This window comes from Sphingobacterium sp. R2 (assembly GCF_040760075.1).
GTDB lineage: Bacteria > Bacteroidota > Bacteroidia > Sphingobacteriales > Sphingobacteriaceae > Sphingobacterium.
In genome coordinates this window covers 1,788,915-1,810,930 of sequence record NZ_CP142884.1, presented here as the reverse complement: position 1 = coordinate 1,810,930, position 22,016 = coordinate 1,788,915, and the positions used below count along the sequence as shown (strand labels likewise).

Genomic DNA, 22,016 nt, shown 5'->3' with positions numbered 1-22,016 from the left:
CCATCTATACAATGGCGTATGTAAGTATGTAATTTCCGTATCTATTCAGCTGTTGCTACTAAAAACAAAGATCAAGCCACCATTTTTTTGATCAGGATCGAACAGCGACGATAATTTTCATCAACTGTATCGCGTGACCTCGCAGCACCATATGCCTATTGATCGACTTTACGTGATCTATAGCATTATTTAAATCTAAAGATAAAAACTCGCGCGTCATCAGAATAGCGAAAATCATACTTCTACTGTACCCCATGGTACAATGAATGATCATATTTTCATGTTCATCCAAGTTCCGGTAAGCAGATAGCATAGCGTCTATGATCTCATGGGCATAATCCACATCGACCTCCGCAATATCCAATAAAGGAAGAGAATAATATTTTCGCATGGCACCTGAGAGTTTTACCTCCTTCAGTTCCGCTGCGAGGTCAAAAACAACCAGATCGCGACCTAGCCCCAACGCTACAAGCTCCGAATCACTCAATCTTGGCCCCACGTAACAGCGCGGAAGTAACTCGATCAGCGGCGGATTGTTTCTCTTTCTAAAAAAACGCCACATTAGCCAATAAGCAAATTGGTAAGGAGCATAAAATACTTTCTTTATCAGCGGTATTCGCCCCAGATGATCCTTTAAAAACCTTTTATTATTGCGCTGGTAACTGTAACCTACGGCAAAGCAGACGAAGGCTATCCAAGCAACAACAATCAAAGGAAACACATATCCCTCGCAGAGGAGTGCCAGTAACGTGAATATCCAGCCGATGAGGTAATAACTATTCGCTATAGCCAACCTTTGTGCCGATTGTTCGATGGCATTCGGGAAGAGGATAAAACTGAACTGAACCAGTATACAAGCTGTCAACAGGTCGATCACGTGGTGCTGATATACCGTCAATGTTCCTAAGCCCATCATCAGTATCCAGATGCCCAAGATTATTTTCTTCCATCCGTTGAACCTCCAGCGCAGTACCGACCAAAAAAGACAGGCATAGGCGACATGAAGGGAGGGCGCCTGATTGAAAGGCGAATCATATTCCGTTAAGAAAGAAAAGAAAATGGTGAACAAAGGATTTTCAACCTGCGGTCGGTCAAAAGAAAACCGCAGCGGAACAAGAAGAAAACATAGGGCCGCAATCAGGGTGATAAACGTAAATCGCTTTGCATAGCACAGAAGTTCCTTCTTTTTCCCACAGTAAAAAGGCACTAGACAAAAAAACAGTCCACTGCTCATATAAGGCAAAATCATCCATGGAATGAACGGAATATGCTGTTCAAAGTCGAATATAAAGGAAGGTACCGCAGCTAAATTGGATGCGTAGGCAGCTGTAAAGGGATAGGTAAGTTGAAAAAGTAGCAGGCAATAGATGGCAACGAGGAGCTGCCTCCCTATTTTATTTAATCGTTTTTCATCCATTTGGCTTTCCTAAACATGATTTTACTTAATAATACATGGGGGATAAGGCCTAAAAATCCCATCAGCCATTTCATACGCTTCGGAAAAATAACGATTTCTTTCTTTTGCTGTATCGCTTTTAAGATGCGCTGCGTGGCATCATCTACACTGATCAAAAAGGGCTTTTTGGAGAGATCCTGCTGATTAAGCTGACGGAGTTTGCATGTATCCACATACCCGGGTGCGATGACTGTCACTGCAATCCCAAACGGAAGCAACGCCCTCCGATAAGCATCAGCCAATTGGATTGCTGCTCGCTTTGTTTTACTGTACAAACTTGAATTCGGAAAGTCTAAAGTTCCCGAGACAGATGCTATTGTTGCAATTTGTCCCTTTGATTGTCTACACATGACTTCGCGGGCGACTTCAAAACAATTCAGGGTACCCAACATATTGACTCGGAGCATAGCACTTGCCTCCTCATAGCTGATGCGCTGTGCTACATCATCAGCATAGCTTCCCGTACAATTGATAAAAAGATCCAATGTTTCATGGTGACAGAAAGAATCAACGGCAGCAGCCAAAGCATCCCGATCACATACATCCACTTTAAACTTGACCAGCGCATCATATGCTGGCTTATTAGTCAGCCTTGAAAGGTCCCGGCCACATACGGCAACTTCCGCCACTTGCTGGAGGTAGCTTTTTGCCAATGCTAGACCTATTCCACTTGTTCCTCCCGCGATAAATACCTTCATATTAAAAGAATGATCAAATCATATACAATTTCCATCTCTTCCGAACCTCTCCCGAATTCCACGTATTCCAATCCATCGTGTCTCAGCCCAGCTGCAGTTTCATCGTCTTGCTATATCCATAATTCCACTGAGCTTCCATAGCAGCCGCAAATTCATCCAGACTGGTCGGCAGTGACAATGTTATTTCAAATCTACGCCAATCTATACCTTTTCTGCAATAGTTTCCTACCAGTTGTTGCGCAGCATCCCTTGTATCAATCCATCGGATATCCCGAAATTGCTGATTAATATCTCGTAGGCGTTGATTCCCACTGAAGCCCAATACAGCTCTGACCAATCCTTCTTCCTGCAATTTATATAACTGCTTCCGTTCACCGATCACTTCCGTCGCCAAAGACTGCGCCAGCTCCACAGGCACCAGATCAATGGCTCCGCCGGCATAATATTCCCCATTCCGCTCTATTGGCTCAATATAAAACATATCGGACATCGAAATACGAACAGCCTCTAACAATGTTACCGATGAATTGATCACTGTCGTTGGAGCAACAGCACTTTGTGCATAATTTTCACCTTGAAGTTGAATACGATCCAGATTTACGTTCGACAGGGCAGTTGCATTCCCCATCAGGACTTTCTGATAGAGCTTACGTTCGCCACGTCTCTCCCCAACTTCCGAACGGTCAAAAAGCATTCTCGAACCAATAATAATTGAGGGTATTTCCTGTGAAAACGGGCGGTTCAAAGTCGGTAATAAAGGGGAAAGATCATGTTCCATTTTGACCAGATAACGATCAAAGACATCTTCCAAATAAGGAGCAGATCGTTTATCCCATTGCTTTTTTAACACATATAAACCAAGTTTGCCCAGATGACGCTGCTCTGTAAGCCGATGTCCACAGAAGAAGCGGTAAAACTCTTCGGACTGGAGATAGGATTTCCGGTTTTCATCCCTTGCAAAAGCCTGAATAATCGCAGCGGCCAATGATCCACCGCAGGTAGCTATCAGTAAGTCCGGCTTTAATCCTAGTTCGTCCAACGCCGCATACATTCCCAGGTACAAGCCAAAACGAGTACCACCACCTGAAAATAAAACTGTCCGTTGATACTTCATTTTACGATATATTAGATGTATGTGTATCCTTTTACAAAGTCAAGACCTATAATTCCAATTTTTTATTCACCATTACAAATTCATCATTTCTATCAAACAAATCAAACCATAGAAAACAGGCGCATTAAAAAGCAGGCTATCTATCCTATCCAACAATCCACCATGTCCGGGGATTAATGTTCCCGTATCCTTGACTCCCGTCCTACGTTTCAAAAAGGAAAAAAGTACATCACCAAAAAATCCTAAAACACCGAAGAGTAGACCCAACAAAAAAAAGCCAATAAAATCTCCAAATGGTAATAACAAATAGCCCAAGATATTACTCAAAATTATCGTCAGTCCGATACCACCGAGACATCCGGCAACCGTTTTATTTGGGCTGATGCGCGGAACGATCTTTCGTTTACCAAAGAATTTGCCCATGAGGTATTGGAATACATCATTCAGTTCCGTTAAAACGATGATAAAGGCCACCAGCCGCAATCCCATCCACTCATTCTGATGAATTTCTACTGCCCGAATAAAAGCCAGGTGGCTGAATGCAAGTAAGCAAGCAGCCGCTCCAATTGTCATTCCGATAGCAGCACCCATTGCTGTTTTCTGTCCCAACCGGAAAAACAGCCCGATCCCGATGCACAATAGTGTCGCCCACAATAGGTAGCCACTGTATGAACAGTACAATAACAGGATCAGCTGCAATAGGCCTGTTACAACCGCAAAGACCAATACAAGATTAAAATGTGGCACAAACATCTTCATAAATTCGCGCATGCCCTGAAATGTCAGCCAGGAAACAAACAGCAAAGATGTTGTTTGGGAAACGAAAGCTATCGCCAATACAAGCACGATATAGCCCCAGCTTCTTACCCGGACAGGTACATCAGCAAACTTGTCCTTCGGATTGGATAACTCACTCATGGACTACCAATGCCTTTCTCAATCGCGTTGTCGAACTCAAGACCAATAACAAACACAGCACAGCAAAAATATAGACCGAAATAGTCGTTATCGAGATCTGCAACAAGTTCAAAATACCATATAACCCCAACAGCAGTGCCCGGTCACTTTTCCCCATGGGCCCATCATAACGACGGTCATTGGCGACCACTTTTCCAATTAGACCACAGAATTCATTGATCACGCTCAGTATAATAAAGCATACAACCAGGTATAAACTCTCGGGATGAAATTTCAGCAAGGGAAAAAAGATCAGGACATCGGAGACAATATCGCCCACCTCGTTCAGAACTTCTCCTGTTTTACTCGTTTGGTTAAAAAGACGGGCCATCATACCGTCCAGTGCATTCAACGCCATACGCAACAATAATCCGACTGGCAACGCCAGAAAGAAAACAGGGAAACGGTCGGCATACCAAAACAGCAGCGCTATAAGTATAGACAGCGCGATCGACCCAATCGTAATTTGATTTGCAGTCACCTTTTTTCGATGCAAAAAGTTCAAAATCGGCATCAACAACTGCTGAAATTTTGGTTTTAATTTATAAACAGAAATCATATTGTACGAGCTATAGCTATCTTTTTTATTTTTTTTTAAAAAAAAATTTGCATAGTGTAATAAATACACTATATTTGTGTCATCATAATTTAGGTTTATAATTGGTTATTTAAGGTTTTCATTCTCCCCGTTTGAAAACCTTTTTTTTATCCTTAAATTATGGATTACCATCGTCCGCCTGCACCACCGCCGCCAGAAGATCCACCACCAAAGCTACCGCCACCACCGCTACTACTAGATCCGCCGCCAGAACTGCTCGATGTAGATCGCACCTTGACAGGAATTGAATGCTCCCCATGAGACACACGATGTCCACAATTCTTACAGAGGTCAAAACGTTCTTCTAGCCCTTGTGAACTATACGTTGCGGCTCGGATCGTTTTAGTACGCCCTGTTTCAAAGGTTCTATAATGGCATGCAGGGCAATCGACAAAGCCAGCATTTTCATCCCATGGAACCAGCTTGATTTCATTGCTTGTCTGGTTTATCCAGATCTCGTAAGATCGACTGCCAATTTTCTTTTCCAAAAGTTGGCCAGGATCCAGATATGCGCTTTCTCGCATCGATACATCATCCTTATTCATCCGTAACCAATTTCCTGAATTATCAGGCGGGGCCAGCCGCAGTTTACTTCTCCGAATCCGTTTATTTAATCCAATAAGATCAAATAAGGCAAATGGACTAAGCAATAATGGTACAAGTCCCCACACACGAAATTTACGTAAGGCCCGCTGAATATTCTCCTCATCGCGATAGGAGTTAACAATCTGTGTGCGACTAGCATTATATTTCATCGCCAAAGTGATGCTGCCAAATACAAATATAAAATAGGGTAAATTTTTCCACTGATAAACCACCTCAAAATTTTTTAAGGCAAAGGCACAGATAAACACACTGATAAACATGAGTATTCCCATGCAGCCACATCCGCTTACCAAAGGTGGAAAATATTTACTCTTTTTAGTCAGCTGCCCCTTTATCGCTCTAGTCACCTCACCCAGCCAGATATAACATATTGCAAACAAGATCAATACCAAAAAAGAGTTGCGCAGAATAGGACTTTTAAAGCTCCAAACAGGTATCGCTTCTGGCATTAAGCGCTCCAGTTCAGCTTTGCTGTCTGCAGACGTCAGTATTGTTTTTATAAAACCCGAAGCTTCTAAAACACCGCGGTCATAATCTTCATTTCGAAAGTTGGGTACGAGATACTTCCCTCCTATACGTTTAAGATAAGCATCTGGCAAGATACTCTCCATACCATATCCAGTAATAAAGCGGTATTCATGCCGCTCTTTAGCAATAAATAACAAAAGCCCATTGTTACTTTCCTTCTTACCGATACCCCAGGTATTGAATAATTTTAAAGCAAATTCGAAATCACTGTCGCCAACATAATCATTTACAACAACGATGGCAAATTCACTTTTTGTAGCAGCCTCAATCTGCGTCGATAAGCCATCTAATTCGGCCACTGTACCCGAGGAAAGGATTCCATCAGGATTGGAAACAAAATAATCCTGTCCTTTTACTTTGGGACTTGGCAAATTGTCGACGGTATAGGCGATAAATTGCCCAAAAGCTGACAGCCCGGCGAGGCAGCTTCCTACCCAAATCAATAAAAAAATATAAAAACGATATAATCTCTGCATAGTTTTATAACAACAAAATTTGGCTCATTGTCACGATATTAAGAAAAAAAAATCAAACAAAGGTTTTCATCAAAAAAAAGCCCATAATCAACCGATTATGGGCCTTTATAATTCAATATTCGTTTAAGACTTTCTGCCCCATTAGTGTATCCTAACAATTACTTTCTATAATCATTTTGTTGAGCTCCAGCGACAGCACACGATCCTGTTTATGCTGTTTGTAAAGAAGCAATACTCAGAAGGGATAGATTATTAACTAAAGCAGTATGCCGATATGAAACTTTCCCATTCGCTGTCAATGACCAAGCCAGTGCAAAACCAATACACCGATCAATCCAACCACAGAAACGAGCGTTTCCATCACCGTCCATGAGCGAAACGTATCCTTCATGCTCACGCCAAAATAAGATTTAAACATCCAAAACCCCGGGTCGTTGACGTGGGAGAACATGAGACTACCCGCTCCCGTCGCTAGCACCATTAATTCAGGAGTAACATTCCCTGCCTGTACAATGGGAAGCATAATACCCGCAGCCGTTAGCCCAGCAACACTTGCTGAACCGATAACCAGACGAATGACACCCGCTATTAGCCATGCAAGCACAAGAGGCGACAAGCTAAGGTCTGCGGTTAGGTCAGCGATGTAATTCGCTACACCACTATCTACCAAAATTTGCTTGAAGGCGCCTGATGCTGCAATAATAAAAAGGATCATCATGATCCCGCGGATTGCTTCTTCCACACTTGCTGACTGCTCCCGCAAACTTTTACCTTGACGAATACCCATCGTATACATCGCCACTAAAGCTGCAATCATTAAAGCAACAACCGGGTCGCCCACGAAACGTAGCGCCGCCAGCCAAGAGGAGTCTTTTGGGAATAGTAGATGTGCAAATGAACCTAAAGCAATTAAAACTATTGGAAAAAGACCCGTGAATATACTAATTGCAAATCCGGGAAGCTCTTTTCGATCTGCCTCATTGTCTTCAGGAAAAAACTCGGTCGGTGGGTTGGTCGGAATATGCTTAAGCATCCTGCCAAAGAGTGGCCCACCGATAATGATGGCAGGAATTGCTACAACAATGCCATAAGCCATTGTTAAACCTATATCCGCATTGTAAGTAACCGCTATGGCTGTAGCTCCCGGATGTGGTGGCAAATAACCGTGCGTCACGGAAAGCGCTGCGAGCAGCGGAATAGCGACATAAAGTAAGGGCATTTTATTGGAAGCACATACCATGAAAACAAACGGAACCAAGACAATAAAACCGACATTGTAAAATAAGGGAATTCCTACTAAAAAGCCCGTGAGAACCATTGCCCACGGTAAGTTCTTTCGCCCAAATACAGCCGTTAGTACCGTTGTAATCTTTTCTGCAGCACCACCCTCCGCCATCAACTTCCCGAGTAAAGACCCGAAAGCCAACAAAAGTGCCAACTGGCCCATGGTACTGCTCACTCCGGTTTCAACAGATTTAAGGATATCGACAGCACTCATATTCATAGCAAAACCGACCGCAACAGAGGTTATCAGTAATGAAAAGATTGTGTTTAACCTGACGACAGTAACTAAGAGAAGTAATAAAGCTACTCCCAAAATAACGATGATTAGCGGCATAATAATTTATATCTAGTTAAAACTCGCCTTCCAATACATGGTACAGGCGTTCAAATTTCTGGAAGTTTTTCATATATACAGCGTGATTCTCCTCACGCGGTTTATAATAGTGCTCGGTATCTTGCTCTGCTTCCGCTTGATTCTTTTTTATAGTAGGATGATCACCCCCCAGTATACCCAAAGCTTCCAAGCCGATCAATGCTGCGCCCCATGCAGAGCTTTCAACCGTATTTTTGGTGTATACAGATTTATTGAAAATGTCTGCAAGCATCTGTACCAACAGTGATGAACGCGCTAACCCGCCGCTTGCGAAGATCGTATGAATTGGACCGGTGTTGTCCTCTAATGCAACTCCTACACTGTAAATTGCAAATAACATCCCTTCCATCATGGCACGGGCAAAGTGCGCTCTGCCATGATGCAACTGTATTCCAAAATAAACGCCCTTTGCATTGGAATTCCAATGTGGGGCGCGTTCACCAGTGAGATAGGGTAAAAATATCAAACCCTCTGCCCCGGGAACGACGGAGTTGATTAAAGCATCTAACGACGCGGAAGGATCTCCATCTGCTTCCATTTGAATAAATTCGCTTAAAAAGTTGTCATGAAACCAATTGCGCAATACTCCGCCATTGTTGACCGCGCCACCGATTATATATTCATTTGGTCTCAGTAGGTATGTAAATAGCCTTTGCTTTTTTTCTCGATTTGCCTGCGAACTCGCTACGCGAATAGCTCCACTCGTACCAATAGTTACCGAAGCCACTCCAGGACGTATAGCTCCTACACCGAGATTAGCCAGACAACCATCACTTCCACCTATCACAAAAGGGGTATCTTCAGGGATGTGCATCAAGGCCGCAATTTCTCGGTTAGGCACATTTAAAATATAATCGACGGGAACTGGAGATGCTAATTGCTCTTCCGATATACCGGCCAACCTTAACGCCTGATCAGACCATATTAGTTCATGTATGTCGAAAAGCCCTGTTGCAGATGCAATGGAATGATCGACCACATAGACGCCAAAGAGCCTGTAAAAAAGAAATTCTTTAATACCAATAAACTTATACGACTGAGCAAATAATTTTTGATCATTAGACTTTATCCACATTAATTTGCAGAGCAAAGACATGGGATGTATTGGTGTACCCGTTTGTTGATAAAGCAGCCTGCCGGCCTCACTTGCCTCCAAGGCTACCGCAATATCCTCGCTTCTGCGATCTGCCCATATTATGCAATTGCTAAGTGGCTTTCCAGCTGAGTCAACAGCAATCAGTCCGTGCATAGCACTGCTCACCGAAATGCATACGGGTTTCTGTATCTCGGCACTAGATTGCTTTAAGCCAATCATGACATACCTAATAGACTCAATACATGCAGCATAAACAATCTCCGGATCTTGCTCGTACCAGCCTTCTGACGGGTTTAATATGGGATAGGATATACTATGCTGTGACAAGATGTTACCCGCATAGTCAAATGCTACAGCTTTCGCAGATGAGGTACCAATGTCTAATCCAATGATCATAAATAAAATTGATTTTAGCAGAGTTCAATATACGGATAATCCGTTGGTTTACAACAAAAGACTCAAAACCAGCAAGGTAATTTGAAGAGAGAAAAGCGCTTTATAACGAGCTGCTGATAATTGTCTTTCATAGTATCAACAAAAATGGTAAATTTCAACTTAGAAAAACGATATTAAACGATGAGTATAAATAAAAAGAATAACTACGATTTTGGAATAGTTGGACTAGGCGTAATGGGACGTAATTTATTGCTGAACATGGCCGACAACGGTTTCGCAGTAGCAGGGTTAGATCTCGATTTACAAAAAGCGAAGTCATTGGAAGCTGAAGCAAGTGAAGGACATCGCATCAAAGTGACGACACAAGTCGAAGAGTTTATAGGAGCTTTGCAACAACCCAGAGCAATTATGCTGTTGGTGCCGGCCGGAAAGCCGGTTGATATGGCGATTGCCAGTCTTGTTCCGCTTTTGGATAAAGGAGATATCATCATTGACGGCGGAAACACGTACTTCGCGGATACGGACAGAAGATTTAATGAACTTTCCGTTATGGGTATACATTTCTTCGGAATGGGCATCTCGGGAGGAGAAAGTGGCGCTCGTCGTGGTCCAAGCTTGATGCCCGGTGGCGATCGAAAGGCCTACGAAAGACTGAGGCCAATATTCGAGGCGGTTTCGGCCAAGGTAGCCGACGAACCCTGTGTGGAATTTTTAGGCAACGGGTCGGCCGGAAATTATGTAAAGATGGTACATAACGGTATCGAATATGGTATCATGCAGTTAATTGCAGAGACCTATGACCTGATGAAAAGATTATATGGTTTTGACACCCAAACCATACAGCAGACTTTCGAAGAATGGAATAAGGGCGATTTAAACTCGTTCTTGCTTGAAATTACCGCTCAGATTCTGAAGAAAAAAGAGGGTGACCAGTATTTGGTAGACCTGATTTCAGATTGGGCAAGATCGAAGGGAACAGGTAAATGGACTTCGCAAAATGCAATGGATTTACAGGTGCCAGTGCCGGTAATCGATGCGGCGGTCAATATGCGCGATATGTCCAAATACAAACCCGAACGTGTAGAGGCGGCAAAACTACTTAAATGGGATGGACAACCTATTGACCTGCCCGCCGAAACGCTTATCGCTCGCTTAAAAGATGCAGTGTACTTTGTGATCATCACGACCTATGCGCAAGGTTTGGCACAGCTTACTGTTGCATCGGAAAGCTATAGTTATGAGCTAGATTTACAGGTGGTAACGAAAATTTGGCGCGGCGGCTGCATTATTCGTGCGTCTTTGCTCGAAGATTTTAGAAAAGCCTATGCGACTAATCCAGGCTTGCGCAATATCCTACTCGATAGCACCATTGCACAGAAGCTACTGAACACGCAGGCAAGCGTTCGAGAGGTATTGAAAGATGCTATCGCAAACGGGATACCCGTATCCGGATACGTAAACGCACTCGCTTATTTTGATGCCTACCGATCGGAGAAATTACCTACAAATCTTATACAAGCACAACGAGACTATTTTGGCGCACATACCTATGAACGTATTGATCAGGAAGGTATCTTTCACACGCTTTGGGATTAAAGAAAAATGCTTAAAGATTCCATTGGATCTTCAGTTGAAACGCAAAAAAGCGGCTCTTTTTATAAAAGCCGCTTTTTAAAACTGTACTCCCTATCGATTTTATATGCCGTTTATCTAGAGGCTAACGTTCGATATCTTTTAAGCTGCTCATTTTCTTGTATTCCAAGAAACCTTTGATATCCTCGAAATGCTCACGCACACGCTTGTTTCCAAATTCAAAAACTTTCTCGGCTAAGCCATCCAAAAAGTCACGGTCGTGCGAAACAAGGATCAAAGTACCATCAAAATCTTTTAAAGCATCTTTGATAATGTCCTTGGTCTTCATATCTAAATGGTTGGTCGGCTCATCGAGAATCAAGACATTGACCGGTTCCAACAATAATTTTATCATCGCCAGACGCGTTCTCTCCCCTCCAGATAATACTTTCACCTTTTTAGTTGTATCATCGCCGCTAAACATGAAGGCTCCTAAAAGATCTTTCATTTTAACACGCACTTCACCCACAGCAATTTGATCAATGGTATCAAAAACAGTCATTTCACCATCAAGTAAGGCTGCCTGATTCTGTGCGAAATAGCCAATTTTTGCATTGTGCCCAACTTTTAACGTACCTTCGAAATCTATTTCCCCCATAATTGCTTTGATCATGGTCGATTTACCTTCACCGTTCTTTCCGACAAAAGCGACCTTTTCACCACGTTCGATGACCATATTTGCTTTTTGAAAGACGACATGATCGCCATAAGCTTTCGTCAGATCTTCCACAATAACCGGATATTGGCCTGAGCGTGGAGATGGCGGAAATTTAAGACGCAACGCCGAGGTATCCACCTCATCGATCTCAATAATCTCCAATTTTTCCAGCATTTTCACCCGCGACTGTACTTGCAAAGTCTTTGAATACGTACCCCTAAAACGGTCTATAAACTCCTGGTTGTCTGCAATAAAACGTTGCTGTTCTTCATACGCTTTTAGCTGATGCTGACGACGCTCCTGACGTAATTCCAGATAATGACTGTACTTGGCACGATAGTCATAAATTCGTCCCATCGTCACCTCAATGGTTCGATTCGTAATATTATCAACAAATGCTCTATCGTGCGAGATTACAATAACGGCTTTCGCCGAATTGACCAAAAAATCCTCAAGCCATTGAATACTCTCAATATCCATGTGATTGGTAGGCTCATCCAATAAAATCAAATCTGGCTTTTTCAGTAATATCTTCGCCAACTCGATGCGCATACGCCAGCCGCCAGAAAATTCAGAGGTCTGCCTAGTAAAATCCGTGCGCTCAAAACCAAGACCCTTCAAGACCTTCTCAACCTCCGCATCATAGTTGACTTCTTCAATCGAATAGAACTTCTCGCTTAATTCCGACACACGTTCGATCAATTGCATATAATCATCAGATTCATAATCCGTACGAATATTCAACTGCTCATTCAGGTTTTCCAACTCATCACGCATACCATAGACTTCTTCGAAAGCCTTTGATGTTTCCTCAAAAACAGTCACATTATCCTCTGTTAGCAAATGTTGCGGTAAATAGGCTATAATGGCATCTTTCGGGCCAGCAACATTACCTGTCGTAGGTTTACCCACTCCAGCAATAATTTTCAACAAGGTGGACTTACCAGCACCATTTTTTCCCATCAATGCGATTTTGTCATTCTCATTGATGGAGAAAGATACATCTGAAAAAAGAGTTGTTCCCCCAAAGGAAACAGAAATATTATTTACGTCAATCACTGTATATACACTTAATTTTGGCACAAAGATAAGCGAATCAATCTTATAAATAGACAATGGTGCATTTTTGTGTATCTTTGCGCCATGCGTTTTGATATTATTACGGTCTTACCAGACCTACTGGAAAGTCCATTTGCACACTCCATTTTGCAACGAGCAAAGAACAAAGGTTTGGCTGAAATACATGTTCACAACTTAAGAGACTATTCAACCAATAAACACAAAAGTGTCGATGATTATCCCTACGGCGGCGGATCCGGTATGGTTCTCCAAATTGAGCCTTTTGCAAAGTGTATTGAGCGATTGCAATCCGAACGTGTATACGATGAGATCATCTACATGACTCCAGACGGTGAAACATTCAATCAGGATATTGCGAACGGACTATCTACAAAAGGAAATATGATGATCCTTTGTGGACATTATAAGGGCATTGACCAACGTATCCGTGATATTTATGTAACAAAAGAGATTTCAGTCGGTGACTATGTGCTATCTGGCGGAGAACTTCCAGCCGCAATTGTTACAGACGCTATTATCAGATTGATTCCTGGAGTATTGTCAGACGAAACTTCCGCTCTTTCCGATTCATTTCAGGATGGATTGCTCGACGCACCAATCTATACACGCCCTGCAGAGTGGAAAGGCCATAAAGTACCAGCTATTCTACTTAGTGGTCACGAAGCAAAAATTGCGGCCTGGAAAGATGAACAACAGTTAAAAAGGACACAAGAAAGACGTCCTGATTTATTAAATGATTAAGAAATAAGGGGAATTTTTGTTTTTTTGTCACAAAAAGTTTGCTTATTTATTTTTTTTTATAAATTTGTGTAATAATGACACGAAGATATACAAATACAAATTGGTGGTGGCCTGGAGCAATAAGCATCGGGAATCAATTGGTATTGTTATAATATTTCATAATCAACCAAAACCATTTATGGAAATTCCAACCCCGATGCTAACCAGTATCGGGGTTTTTTTATGCATAAATTTACAACAAGAAGATAAGACACAAAAAATGAAGTATACATTCAAAACACAAAGCAGAAAGTTGCTTGCGGATACAACTACGCCAGTGAGCATCTATCTTCGTCTAAGAGATATCTTTCCAAACTCATTGCTATTGGAAAGCTCCGACTATCATAGCCGCGACAATAACATTAGCTACATCTGTTGTCAGCCAATTGCCGGGATCCAGCTCGATGAAAAAGAGCTAACGCTTACGTATCCTAACAGCAAGCGTATCGTAAAAAATGCGAAGGAAATCGAATTACGTCAGGAAGTATCCGATTTTAGAAATTCCTTCGAAGACCATACAATCGCCGAACTTAACCTCATCTCTAATGGCTTATTTGGATATTTCACCTTCGATTGTATCGAACACTTTGAAGATATCAAACTGACTACTTCAGCCGATCCGGCGCGGAAAATACCATTTATGCAATATTATATCTACAAATATGTCATTGCTATTGACCACTTCCGAAACCAACTCTACATCTTTGAACACCTGCTGGATGATGATGAATCAGAACTGGAAAGAATGCAGTTTCTTATTCAAAACAAAAACTTTCCCGAATATTCCTTCAAACTTGCCGGTGAAGAAAGCTCCAATCGTACCGATGAAGAACACCGTCAGTTGGTCAAGAAAATGAAAGAACATATCCAACGTGGAGATGTTTTTCAGATTGTTCCATCCAGAGGGTTTAAAACACCGTTCGCTGGTGATGAGTTCAACGTCTATCGTGCATTGCGATCCATCAATCCCTCTCCTTACCTTTTCTATTTCGATTACGGTGATTTTAAACTTTTCGGATCCTCGCCGGAAGCGCAATTGCGCATTCACGGAAAACAGGCAACCATCTTCCCCATCGCAGGAACATTCAAACGTACGGGCAACATGGAGGAAGATCAGAAAATAGCCTCTAGACTCAAAGATGATCCAAAGGAGACTTCTGAACACGTTATGCTTGTCGATCTTGCCCGCAATGACTTAAGTAGACATTGTACACAAGTTAAAGTTGAGTCCTACATGGAACCGCAATATTACTCCCATATTATCCATCTGGTATCCAAAGTAACGGGCACATTAAAAGATAACATCAATCCGTTTGACATTGTAGGCGATACATACCCCGCTGGCACATTGTCGGGGGCACCGAAACATATGGCGTTGACCTTAATCGATCGCTATGAAGGATTGCAACGTTCTTTTTATTCCGGTGCAATTGGATTTATGGGTTTTAACGGAGACTTTAATCACGCCATTATGATTCGTTCCTTCCTAAGCAAACAAAACACCTTACATTACCAAGCAGGCGGTGGTATTGTTCTCGATTCAGATCCCGAAATGGAGCTACAAGAAGTAAATAACAAAATTGCTGCGCTACGAAAAGCATTACAATTAGCAGAAACATTATGATCAGACCATTAGAATACTGCGTCGATAAACATCATATCCGCACGTCAATAGATACCATTGATAACCGTATTGTGGAGTTACTGGCCCTACGAAAATCCTATATTGACAAAGGCAAATCGCTAGACGATGAGCAAACAGAAGAACAGCCACCAATTCGGAATTTAAACAATCATTATGGGGTATTAGCAAAAAAATTTAATTTGCCCACTGAATTTATTCAATCCATATTCCAAGAAATTGAACATTACATTCATCAAGATTTTATAGCAAAAGGTTATGAGCAACAATAAAATAGTCGTTATAGATAACTACGATTCATTCACTTACAACTTAGTCCATTTATTACAGGAGCTAGATCAGGAGTATGTTGTATGGAGAAATGATAAGTTTAAACTGGAAGATATTGATGCTTTCGATAAGATACTCCTTTCGCCCGGTCCAGGTATTCCGGAAGAAGCAGGCCTACTGCTTGATGTCATCCGCACTTACGCCCCGCACAAAAGTATATTGGGTATTTGTTTGGGCCAACAGGCTATTGCGGAGGTATTTGGAGGCACACTGTTCAATATGGAGAAACCATTACATGGTGTGGCAACAAATATCACCGTTATTGATGAATCGGAAAAGCTTTTTCAAGACTTCCCAAAAGATTCGAAAATTGGACGCTACCACTCCTGGGCCGTAAGTAAAGACACATTACCGACGAGCCTTAAGGTAACAGCAGTTGATGAAAATGGGATTATTATGGCCTTAACCCATACTGAATACGATGTTAGAGGAATGCAATTCCACCCAGAATCTGTACTGACTACAAATGGTAAGAAATTAATTGAAAATTGGTTGGGAATCTAAAACCTAAAAAAATGACTATACTGGATAAAATCATTGAACGAAAAAAAGTAGAAGTAGAAAAAGCAAAAGCACTAGTTCCGTTGGAACAGCTATTAAACTACCCCTATTTCAGTGTAGCTTGTCTTTCACTGAGAGAATCTATTCTTGATCCTGAAAAAACAGGAATCATCGCCGAGTATAAAAGAGCATCACCATCAAAAGGAGACATCAACAATACTGCTGCGGTTGAAGATGTTGTTAAGGGATACGAGGAGGCTGGTGCATCAGCAGTGTCTGTCCTTACTGACGGAGAGTTTTTCAAAGGAAATTTAGCGGATCTATCGAAAGCCCGTGAAGCAATCAGCATCCCTATCTTAAGAAAAGAATTTATCGTGGATAAATATCAGATTACTGAAGCTAAGGCCTATGGTGCAGACATCATCCTTTTAATCGCTGCATGCCTGAAAAAGGAAGAAGTAAAAGAATTCGCGGCATATGCTAAACAAATTGGTTTAAATGTCTTGCTAGAAGTACACAATGAACAGGAGCTATTAGACAATCTGTTCGAGGAAATTGATGCAATTGGCGTCAATAACCGAAACCTAAAAGACTTTTCAGTGGATCTTCAACATTCTTATGATCTTTTAAATCAGATTCCATCGGAATACATTAAAGTATCTGAAAGTGGCATATCGGATCCTGAAACTATTAAGGCGCTAAAAGCAGCTGGTTTTCAAGGTTTTTTAATTGGTGAAAATTTCATGAAAACCTCCGATCCAGGGCAAGCGATTAAAGATTTCGTAAAAGAAATTTAAATTCTATTTAAAACGAATCTAAATAAGCCTATCTTTGCGTCAGAATAAGCAGCGCACTGGTATTTTGGAAAAAGAGTTTTTTATTATAGATAAAGCAGGTTTTGAGCAAATATATCTTCAATACTGGGAAGGTATGTTTGCCTTTTGCCTGAGCAGTATCAAAGATGAAGAACACTCCAAGGAAATTGTACAGGATGTTTTCAAATCGCTCTGGGAACGGCGTGATGAGCTTCGTCTCATCGAGGTTGAACGGTATCTGATCAGATCGGTAAAGCTCAAAACATTTGAATATATTCGCAATAAAGTATCCCGCCAGCAACATCTTGACAACATTTCAAATACGCGAGAAGAGCATTACGTAGATAATTCACTGATCGCCGACGAACTTGCCGAGAAAATATCAATGCTGATCGATAGTCTACCCAAACAATGTAAGAACGTCTTTCGCATGAGCAGAGAACAGGGACTCACCAACAAGCAAATTGCACATAAACTCTACATTTCAGAAAGAGCGGTAGAATACCATATTTCACGAGCACTAAAAACATTAAAAACAGAACTAACAGAATATATATCCTAAATTTAGCTATACAAAAGAAATCCTGTACTTTTGTCAGGAAGTATATTATATGAAAATAGACCATAAACTCATCGAGAAATATCATTTAGGCAAATGTTCTCCCGCAGAAAAAAATCTTGTGGAAGAATGGTTGTTGGATGATAGCCTCGAGTCGGAGCACTTGTCTATTTCCACCACTAAAAGAGCAAAATTAGAAACGGATATCTGGGCGGTGCTGAGCAGCCATGTTGATCAGTCCGAAGTCACGAAAATAGTTCCTTCTAAAAAATATAACTTTAAATATATTGGAATAGCAGCCAGTATGGTATTTTTAATCTGTTTTGGTTTTTATCAATTCAGTAAGGATGCCGAAAATACTGCCACCATCTTTGATAACAGAACGAGTGCTGGACTAAAGTATATTAACCAGAATGGTTATAATATCATCCTGGGTAAAAACGCACGGGCTGAGATCAATACGGATACCGGTGAATTCAAAACCTCGGGCAATATGATGTTCATTCCCAAAAAAGATTTTGCCTTTAGCGTTTCTGGAACCGATAAAAAGAAGGAACTCAAACATGGGGAAACCTATTTTGTATTACAACCGAAAAAAAATGGCAAGCAGGTAATAATTTCCAAATCGGAACTTACTTTTTTAGCCCCTACCATCCAACACGAACTGAAAGTCCAATTTAATATCATCTAAATAAGAAGAACTTCAATTAGTCCATACACTCATGCTATCCTACCGCTTAACACTATTCTTATCCTTGTTTTTACTCCACTTAGTAATAAGCTGTAGAACGGAAGATGGGGGCAAAAATATCGACGGGAAGTTTAGTCTCTATACGATGAATAAAGATCTCGGAAACACGATCATCACCTCAAATACAATCGATAGTGGAAATCTAACCATTTCAAAAAATGGCATCGACATTCCAACACAACAATTCGATCGAAGCATCATCGTTAAGGACAGGCATTTTTATTTTTTAAGAGCGGGAAAGTTCAGAAAATATTCACTAGGATCAAATGGTTTAAAGGAAATTGCACAATTGGCTATGCAAGATCAGCATATTGAAAATATAAACTGGCTTGATCGAGACACATTGCTCCTATTTACTTCAGACAACAAAACTAACCGTCGGCTTTGGGCCTATAAAATTGCAGTCCATGATTTCAAAATTCAACAACAACGAGAGATAAAACTACCCACGGCAGCAGCGGATTTTAATATTCTTTCCGTCGGCTTTAGCACAATCCATCAACACCAGTTGCTGGTCGGTTATACCTTTAACAAGGTAATAAACGAAACTGATTTTACCACAATAGACACACTCTATGTCGCTGCATTGGATCAGACGACTTTGACGTTGGAAAATATACAAAAAGATACACGATCGACTTACCCCGGAGGAGTAAATACTGTTCAATCTTACAGCTTTCATGACGAAAATGGCAATTTCTATTTTATGTCCTGCCCTGGTATAGCACTCGGCAACAGCCCATCAAAACCTACTGGAATTTTTAGAATAGACAGCAATTCCACGCACATCAACCCTACTTATTTTTTCAATTTAACAGCCAACACGCGCAATCATGCGTATGGAATGTGGTATTTGGGTAACAGTCAGGCTATCATCCGTAGTGAACGTAGTGATCGCTACACCGACTTTAGTGATCATCATTCCACCTATCAATTTGAGTACTATGTGGTCGATCTTATCAGCCGAACGACCAAAAAATTAAATCTACCCTTTGACAAAGGGACACGCAAAGAATCCGTTCTCGTTGAAAATGGGAAAGCCTATATCGCGATTGATGATGTAAAGGATCAGCACCAGGTTTGGGTCTATGATATCAAATCAAAAAACATTCAAGTTGGTCTTACCCTAGATCAAGCGACTGATTTTATTGTCCGAATAGACCGATTACATTAATTTACAACTGATATTCAATACATTAAAAAATAATCATTTTTATTTACTTTTTTGACCTTCGGTAGATTTAGAGTTACGCAACTTCTCTATGTGTAATTAATCTAAATAAAGTAATGTCAAAATTTAAAATAGTATGGTTATTGTTTTTACTAATCATATCCTTTCCTTCACATGCCCAACAATTAGCCGAAGTAAAAGGCCGTGTTACCAATACATCGAACGAGCCTATTCCTGGGGCCACCATTCTGCTATCTAGTACAAAGAAAGGAGCCAAAGCAGACAGAAATGGTTTTTTCAAAATAAGCGGAATTTCTTTCGGTAATCATCAGGTTACGATTTCCGCGGTCGGATATCAGATCATCAATCGGCCAATAACCTGTAATAAAGGTGTTATTGATCTATTTGAAATACAGATGATCCCAGATCAAAAAATCATGGCGGAGGTTGAAGTGATAGGTCGATCTACTGCAAATGAAGTAACACGACAACCTTACAACGTCTCCGCAATAGATGCAAAAAAACTGTACAATACGACTTTAGATATCGGTCAGGCACTGAATAGAGTCTCGGGCGTACGTTTGAGAGAATCCGGAGGCGTCGGATCTAATATATCGTTTAGTATCAATGGATTTTCCGGTAATCAGGTCAAGTTATTTTTGGATGGTATTCCAATGGACAATTTTGGTTCATCATTTCAATTGAATAATATCCCCATCAATTTTGCCGAACGCGTGGAAGTGTATAAAGGTGTTGTTCCAGTATGGCTAGGTGGCGATGCTTTAGGTGGTGCTGTGAATATTGTCACCAAAAATGACCCTGGCAAATACCTTGATGTTTCTTATTCTTATGGTTCCTTCAATACACATAAAACTGCGGTAAACGCAGGATATATATCGAATAATGGATTAACGATGACCTTGTCAGCCTTCCAAAATTATTCGGACAACAATTACTGGGTGAATGTGCGGACGGCTGATTTCGAAACCGGAAAATATACTAAGGGAAGAAGAAGGCGCTTTCATGACACCTACCGAAATGAAACCCTTGTGTACAATATCGGGGTCTCCAACAAGAACTATGCAGATCAGCTTCTCTTTGGAATAACACTAGGAGAAAACAAAAAAGAAATCCAGACCGGAAACCACATGGACGATGTTTATGGCGGCAGAGAAGCTTTGGGCAATATCATCCAACCCAATGTAAAATACGTCAAAAAAGATCTATTTGTAAAGGGGCTAGATGTCAACATATTTGGTCGATACAACTTCGGCAAAGAACGCAGTCTGGATACAGTGAATAGAAGATTCACCTGGTCCGGAGAGAGTGAACCCAAAGACAAGAATAACCCGAATGCTCCCGGCGGTGAAAACGAACTACGCGATTATCGTTTCAACAATAACAATGGCAACTTCATTGCCAATCTCTCCTATGCGATCAATGAAAAAAACCATCTTATGGTCAATCACCTATTGACAACATTTGACCGCAAAGGGAAAGATAAATATTACCCTGATCTCGAAATCAACAAGTTACCACGGAAAACAATTAAAAACAGTACTGCATTAGGTTATCGTACCAACATAGCCGATCAATGGGACGTAAATATATTTGTAAAAAATTACAACCAAAAAGGGAAGTACTTTGAAGAAGTCAAGAAAAATGAAAGCTACAAAAATGTAGAAACGACGGTCAATAAATTAGGTTATGGATTTGCGGCTTCTTACTTTGTCAATCCAACCCTACAATTGAAAGCTTCCTATGAGAAAGCTTCCAGATTACCTGAAAACAACGAATTATTTGGCGACGCGCAGGATCTCAGCGCAAACCCAACGCTTAAACCAGAGGACAGCCACAACATCAATATCGGCCTCTCCTACACAAAAAAATGGAATGAGAATAACCATATCATTATAGATGCTAACTATACCTATAGAAATGCAACTGATTTTATAAGACTTTACATCAGTCCGCTAAACTCAAGCAATAAGAGAGAAAGTAAATACCTCAATTTAAGGAGTGTACTCAATAACGGGGTCGATATTAATGTAAAATATTTCTATAAAAATAGGTTCTCTATCGGTGGGAATCTAACCTACCAAAACATAATCAATAATACAAAGGTTGAGCCCGGCCAAGTCGTAGAAAGCAGTGTTTATAAGGATCGCATGCCCAATATCCCGTATTTATATGGGAATGCGGATGCCGCCTATTATTTGCATCACTTCGGAGGTAAACACAATACATTGACGATCGGTTACAATCTCCAATATATCCATGCTTTCTTTTTGGATTTTCCAAGTTTGGGCACACCAGCACAGCGTTTCATTATCCCTGAACAGCTATCCCACGATGTCAACATTGTCTATGCGATGGCTTCGGGGAAATACAATGTGGCATTGGAATGTAATAACCTAACCGACGCAACACGATACGACAACTTTGAGATGCAGAAACCGAGTCGATCCTTCAATGTCAAATTCAGATACTTTATACGTAAAAAATAACAAACAAT

General features: G+C 41.0%; 19 protein-coding genes. 10 read left to right on the top strand and 9 right to left on the bottom strand.

Features of this window, described 5'->3' with window-relative positions; genetic code table 11:
• Positions 1–91 precede the first annotated feature (91 nt).
• The 8 genes from VXM68_RS07495 to VXM68_RS07460 all read right to left on the bottom strand — a co-directional run bounded on the left by VXM68_RS07495 (position 92) and on the right by VXM68_RS07460 (position 9,582).
• A complete protein-coding gene (locus VXM68_RS07495; protein ID WP_367210928.1) occupies positions 92–1,417 on the bottom strand; it encodes a phosphatase PAP2 family protein in 1,326 nt (441 codons plus the stop codon).
• Positions 1,399–2,154: an SDR family oxidoreductase gene (locus VXM68_RS07490; protein WP_294187191.1), complete on the bottom strand. Its 756-nt coding sequence runs from the start codon at positions 2,152–2,154 to the stop codon at positions 1,399–1,401. The genes VXM68_RS07495 and VXM68_RS07490 overlap by 19 nt, the downstream gene beginning before the upstream one ends.
• Before the next feature lie 82 nt (positions 2,155–2,236).
• On the bottom strand, positions 2,237–3,268 hold the full coding sequence (locus VXM68_RS07485; protein ID WP_367210927.1) for a patatin-like phospholipase family protein: 1,032 nt from the start codon (positions 3,266–3,268) through the stop codon (positions 2,237–2,239).
• A gap of 72 nt (positions 3,269–3,340) precedes the next feature.
• Positions 3,341–4,186 carry a phosphatidate cytidylyltransferase gene (locus tag VXM68_RS07480; protein ID WP_294187188.1) on the bottom strand — a complete coding sequence of 282 codons (846 nt, stop codon included), beginning with the start codon at positions 4,184–4,186 and terminating at the stop codon, positions 3,341–3,343.
• Positions 4,179–4,784: a CDP-alcohol phosphatidyltransferase family protein gene (locus tag VXM68_RS07475; protein ID WP_367210926.1), complete on the bottom strand. Its 606-nt coding sequence runs from the start codon at positions 4,782–4,784 to the stop codon at positions 4,179–4,181. Before VXM68_RS07475 ends, VXM68_RS07480 begins: the two co-directional genes overlap by 8 nt.
• A 164-nt stretch (positions 4,785–4,948) precedes the next feature.
• Positions 4,949–6,433 (bottom strand): YgcG family protein, encoded by a 1,485-nt coding sequence (locus tag VXM68_RS07470; protein WP_367210925.1) that lies wholly within the window; start codon positions 6,431–6,433, stop codon positions 4,949–4,951.
• A 295-nt stretch (positions 6,434–6,728) separates the two neighbouring features.
• Entirely contained in the window at positions 6,729–8,051 is a 1,323-nt protein-coding gene (locus VXM68_RS07465) for a gluconate:H+ symporter (RefSeq protein ID WP_294187182.1), read from the bottom strand.
• 16 nt (positions 8,052–8,067) lie between these two features.
• Positions 8,068–9,582 (bottom strand): gluconokinase, encoded by a 1,515-nt coding sequence (locus tag VXM68_RS07460; protein ID WP_367210924.1) that lies wholly within the window; start codon positions 9,580–9,582, stop codon positions 8,068–8,070.
• A 180-nt stretch (positions 9,583–9,762) separates the two neighbouring features.
• Here VXM68_RS07460 and gndA point away from each other — a divergent pair, with 180 nt between their 5' ends.
• Positions 9,763–11,178, top strand: coding sequence for an NADP-dependent phosphogluconate dehydrogenase (gene gndA / locus VXM68_RS07455; RefSeq protein WP_367210923.1), 1,416 nt, complete (start codon positions 9,763–9,765; stop codon positions 11,176–11,178).
• A 121-nt stretch (positions 11,179–11,299) separates the two neighbouring features.
• Here gndA and VXM68_RS07450 read toward each other — a convergent pair whose 3' ends face one another.
• Positions 11,300–12,931: an ABC-F family ATP-binding cassette domain-containing protein gene (locus tag VXM68_RS07450; protein ID WP_294187177.1), complete on the bottom strand. Its 1,632-nt coding sequence runs from the start codon at positions 12,929–12,931 to the stop codon at positions 11,300–11,302.
• 84 nt (positions 12,932–13,015) lie between these two features.
• Here VXM68_RS07450 and trmD point away from each other — a divergent pair, with 84 nt between their 5' ends.
• From trmD to VXM68_RS07405, 9 genes are all read left to right on the top strand, one after another.
• Positions 13,016–13,693, top strand: coding sequence for a tRNA (guanosine(37)-N1)-methyltransferase TrmD (gene trmD / locus VXM68_RS07445; protein WP_294187175.1), 678 nt, complete (start codon positions 13,016–13,018; stop codon positions 13,691–13,693).
• A gap of 259 nt (positions 13,694–13,952) precedes the next feature.
• Positions 13,953–15,356 carry an anthranilate synthase component I family protein gene (locus VXM68_RS07440; protein ID WP_294187173.1) on the top strand — a complete coding sequence of 468 codons (1,404 nt, stop codon included), beginning with the start codon at positions 13,953–13,955 and terminating at the stop codon, positions 15,354–15,356.
• Positions 15,353–15,646 carry an isochorismate pyruvate-lyase gene (locus VXM68_RS07435; RefSeq protein ID WP_294187171.1) on the top strand — a complete coding sequence of 98 codons (294 nt, stop codon included), beginning with the start codon at positions 15,353–15,355 and terminating at the stop codon, positions 15,644–15,646. The genes VXM68_RS07440 and VXM68_RS07435 overlap by 4 nt, the downstream gene beginning before the upstream one ends.
• Positions 15,633–16,208 carry an aminodeoxychorismate/anthranilate synthase component II gene (locus VXM68_RS07430; RefSeq protein WP_294187169.1) on the top strand — a complete coding sequence of 192 codons (576 nt, stop codon included), beginning with the start codon at positions 15,633–15,635 and terminating at the stop codon, positions 16,206–16,208. The genes VXM68_RS07435 and VXM68_RS07430 overlap by 14 nt, the downstream gene beginning before the upstream one ends.
• Positions 16,209–16,219: 11 nt before the next feature.
• Entirely contained in the window at positions 16,220–17,002 is a 783-nt protein-coding gene (gene trpC, locus VXM68_RS07425; RefSeq protein WP_294187167.1) for an indole-3-glycerol phosphate synthase TrpC, read from the top strand.
• A 34-nt stretch (positions 17,003–17,036) separates the two neighbouring features.
• Positions 17,037–17,582, top strand: a complete 546-nt coding sequence (locus VXM68_RS07420) for an RNA polymerase sigma-70 factor (protein ID WP_294187165.1) — start codon at positions 17,037–17,039, stop codon at positions 17,580–17,582.
• Positions 17,583–17,631: 49 nt separating this feature from the next.
• Positions 17,632–18,270 carry a hypothetical protein gene (locus VXM68_RS07415; protein WP_367210922.1) on the top strand — a complete coding sequence of 213 codons (639 nt, stop codon included), beginning with the start codon at positions 17,632–17,634 and terminating at the stop codon, positions 18,268–18,270.
• Between the two features lie 145 nt (positions 18,271–18,415).
• Positions 18,416–19,504, top strand: a complete 1,089-nt coding sequence (locus tag VXM68_RS07410) for a DUF4374 domain-containing protein (RefSeq protein WP_367210921.1) — start codon at positions 18,416–18,418, stop codon at positions 19,502–19,504.
• Between the two features lie 113 nt (positions 19,505–19,617).
• A complete protein-coding gene (locus VXM68_RS07405; RefSeq protein ID WP_367210920.1) occupies positions 19,618–22,008 on the top strand; it encodes a TonB-dependent receptor in 2,391 nt (796 codons plus the stop codon).
• Positions 22,009–22,016 lie beyond the last annotated feature (8 nt).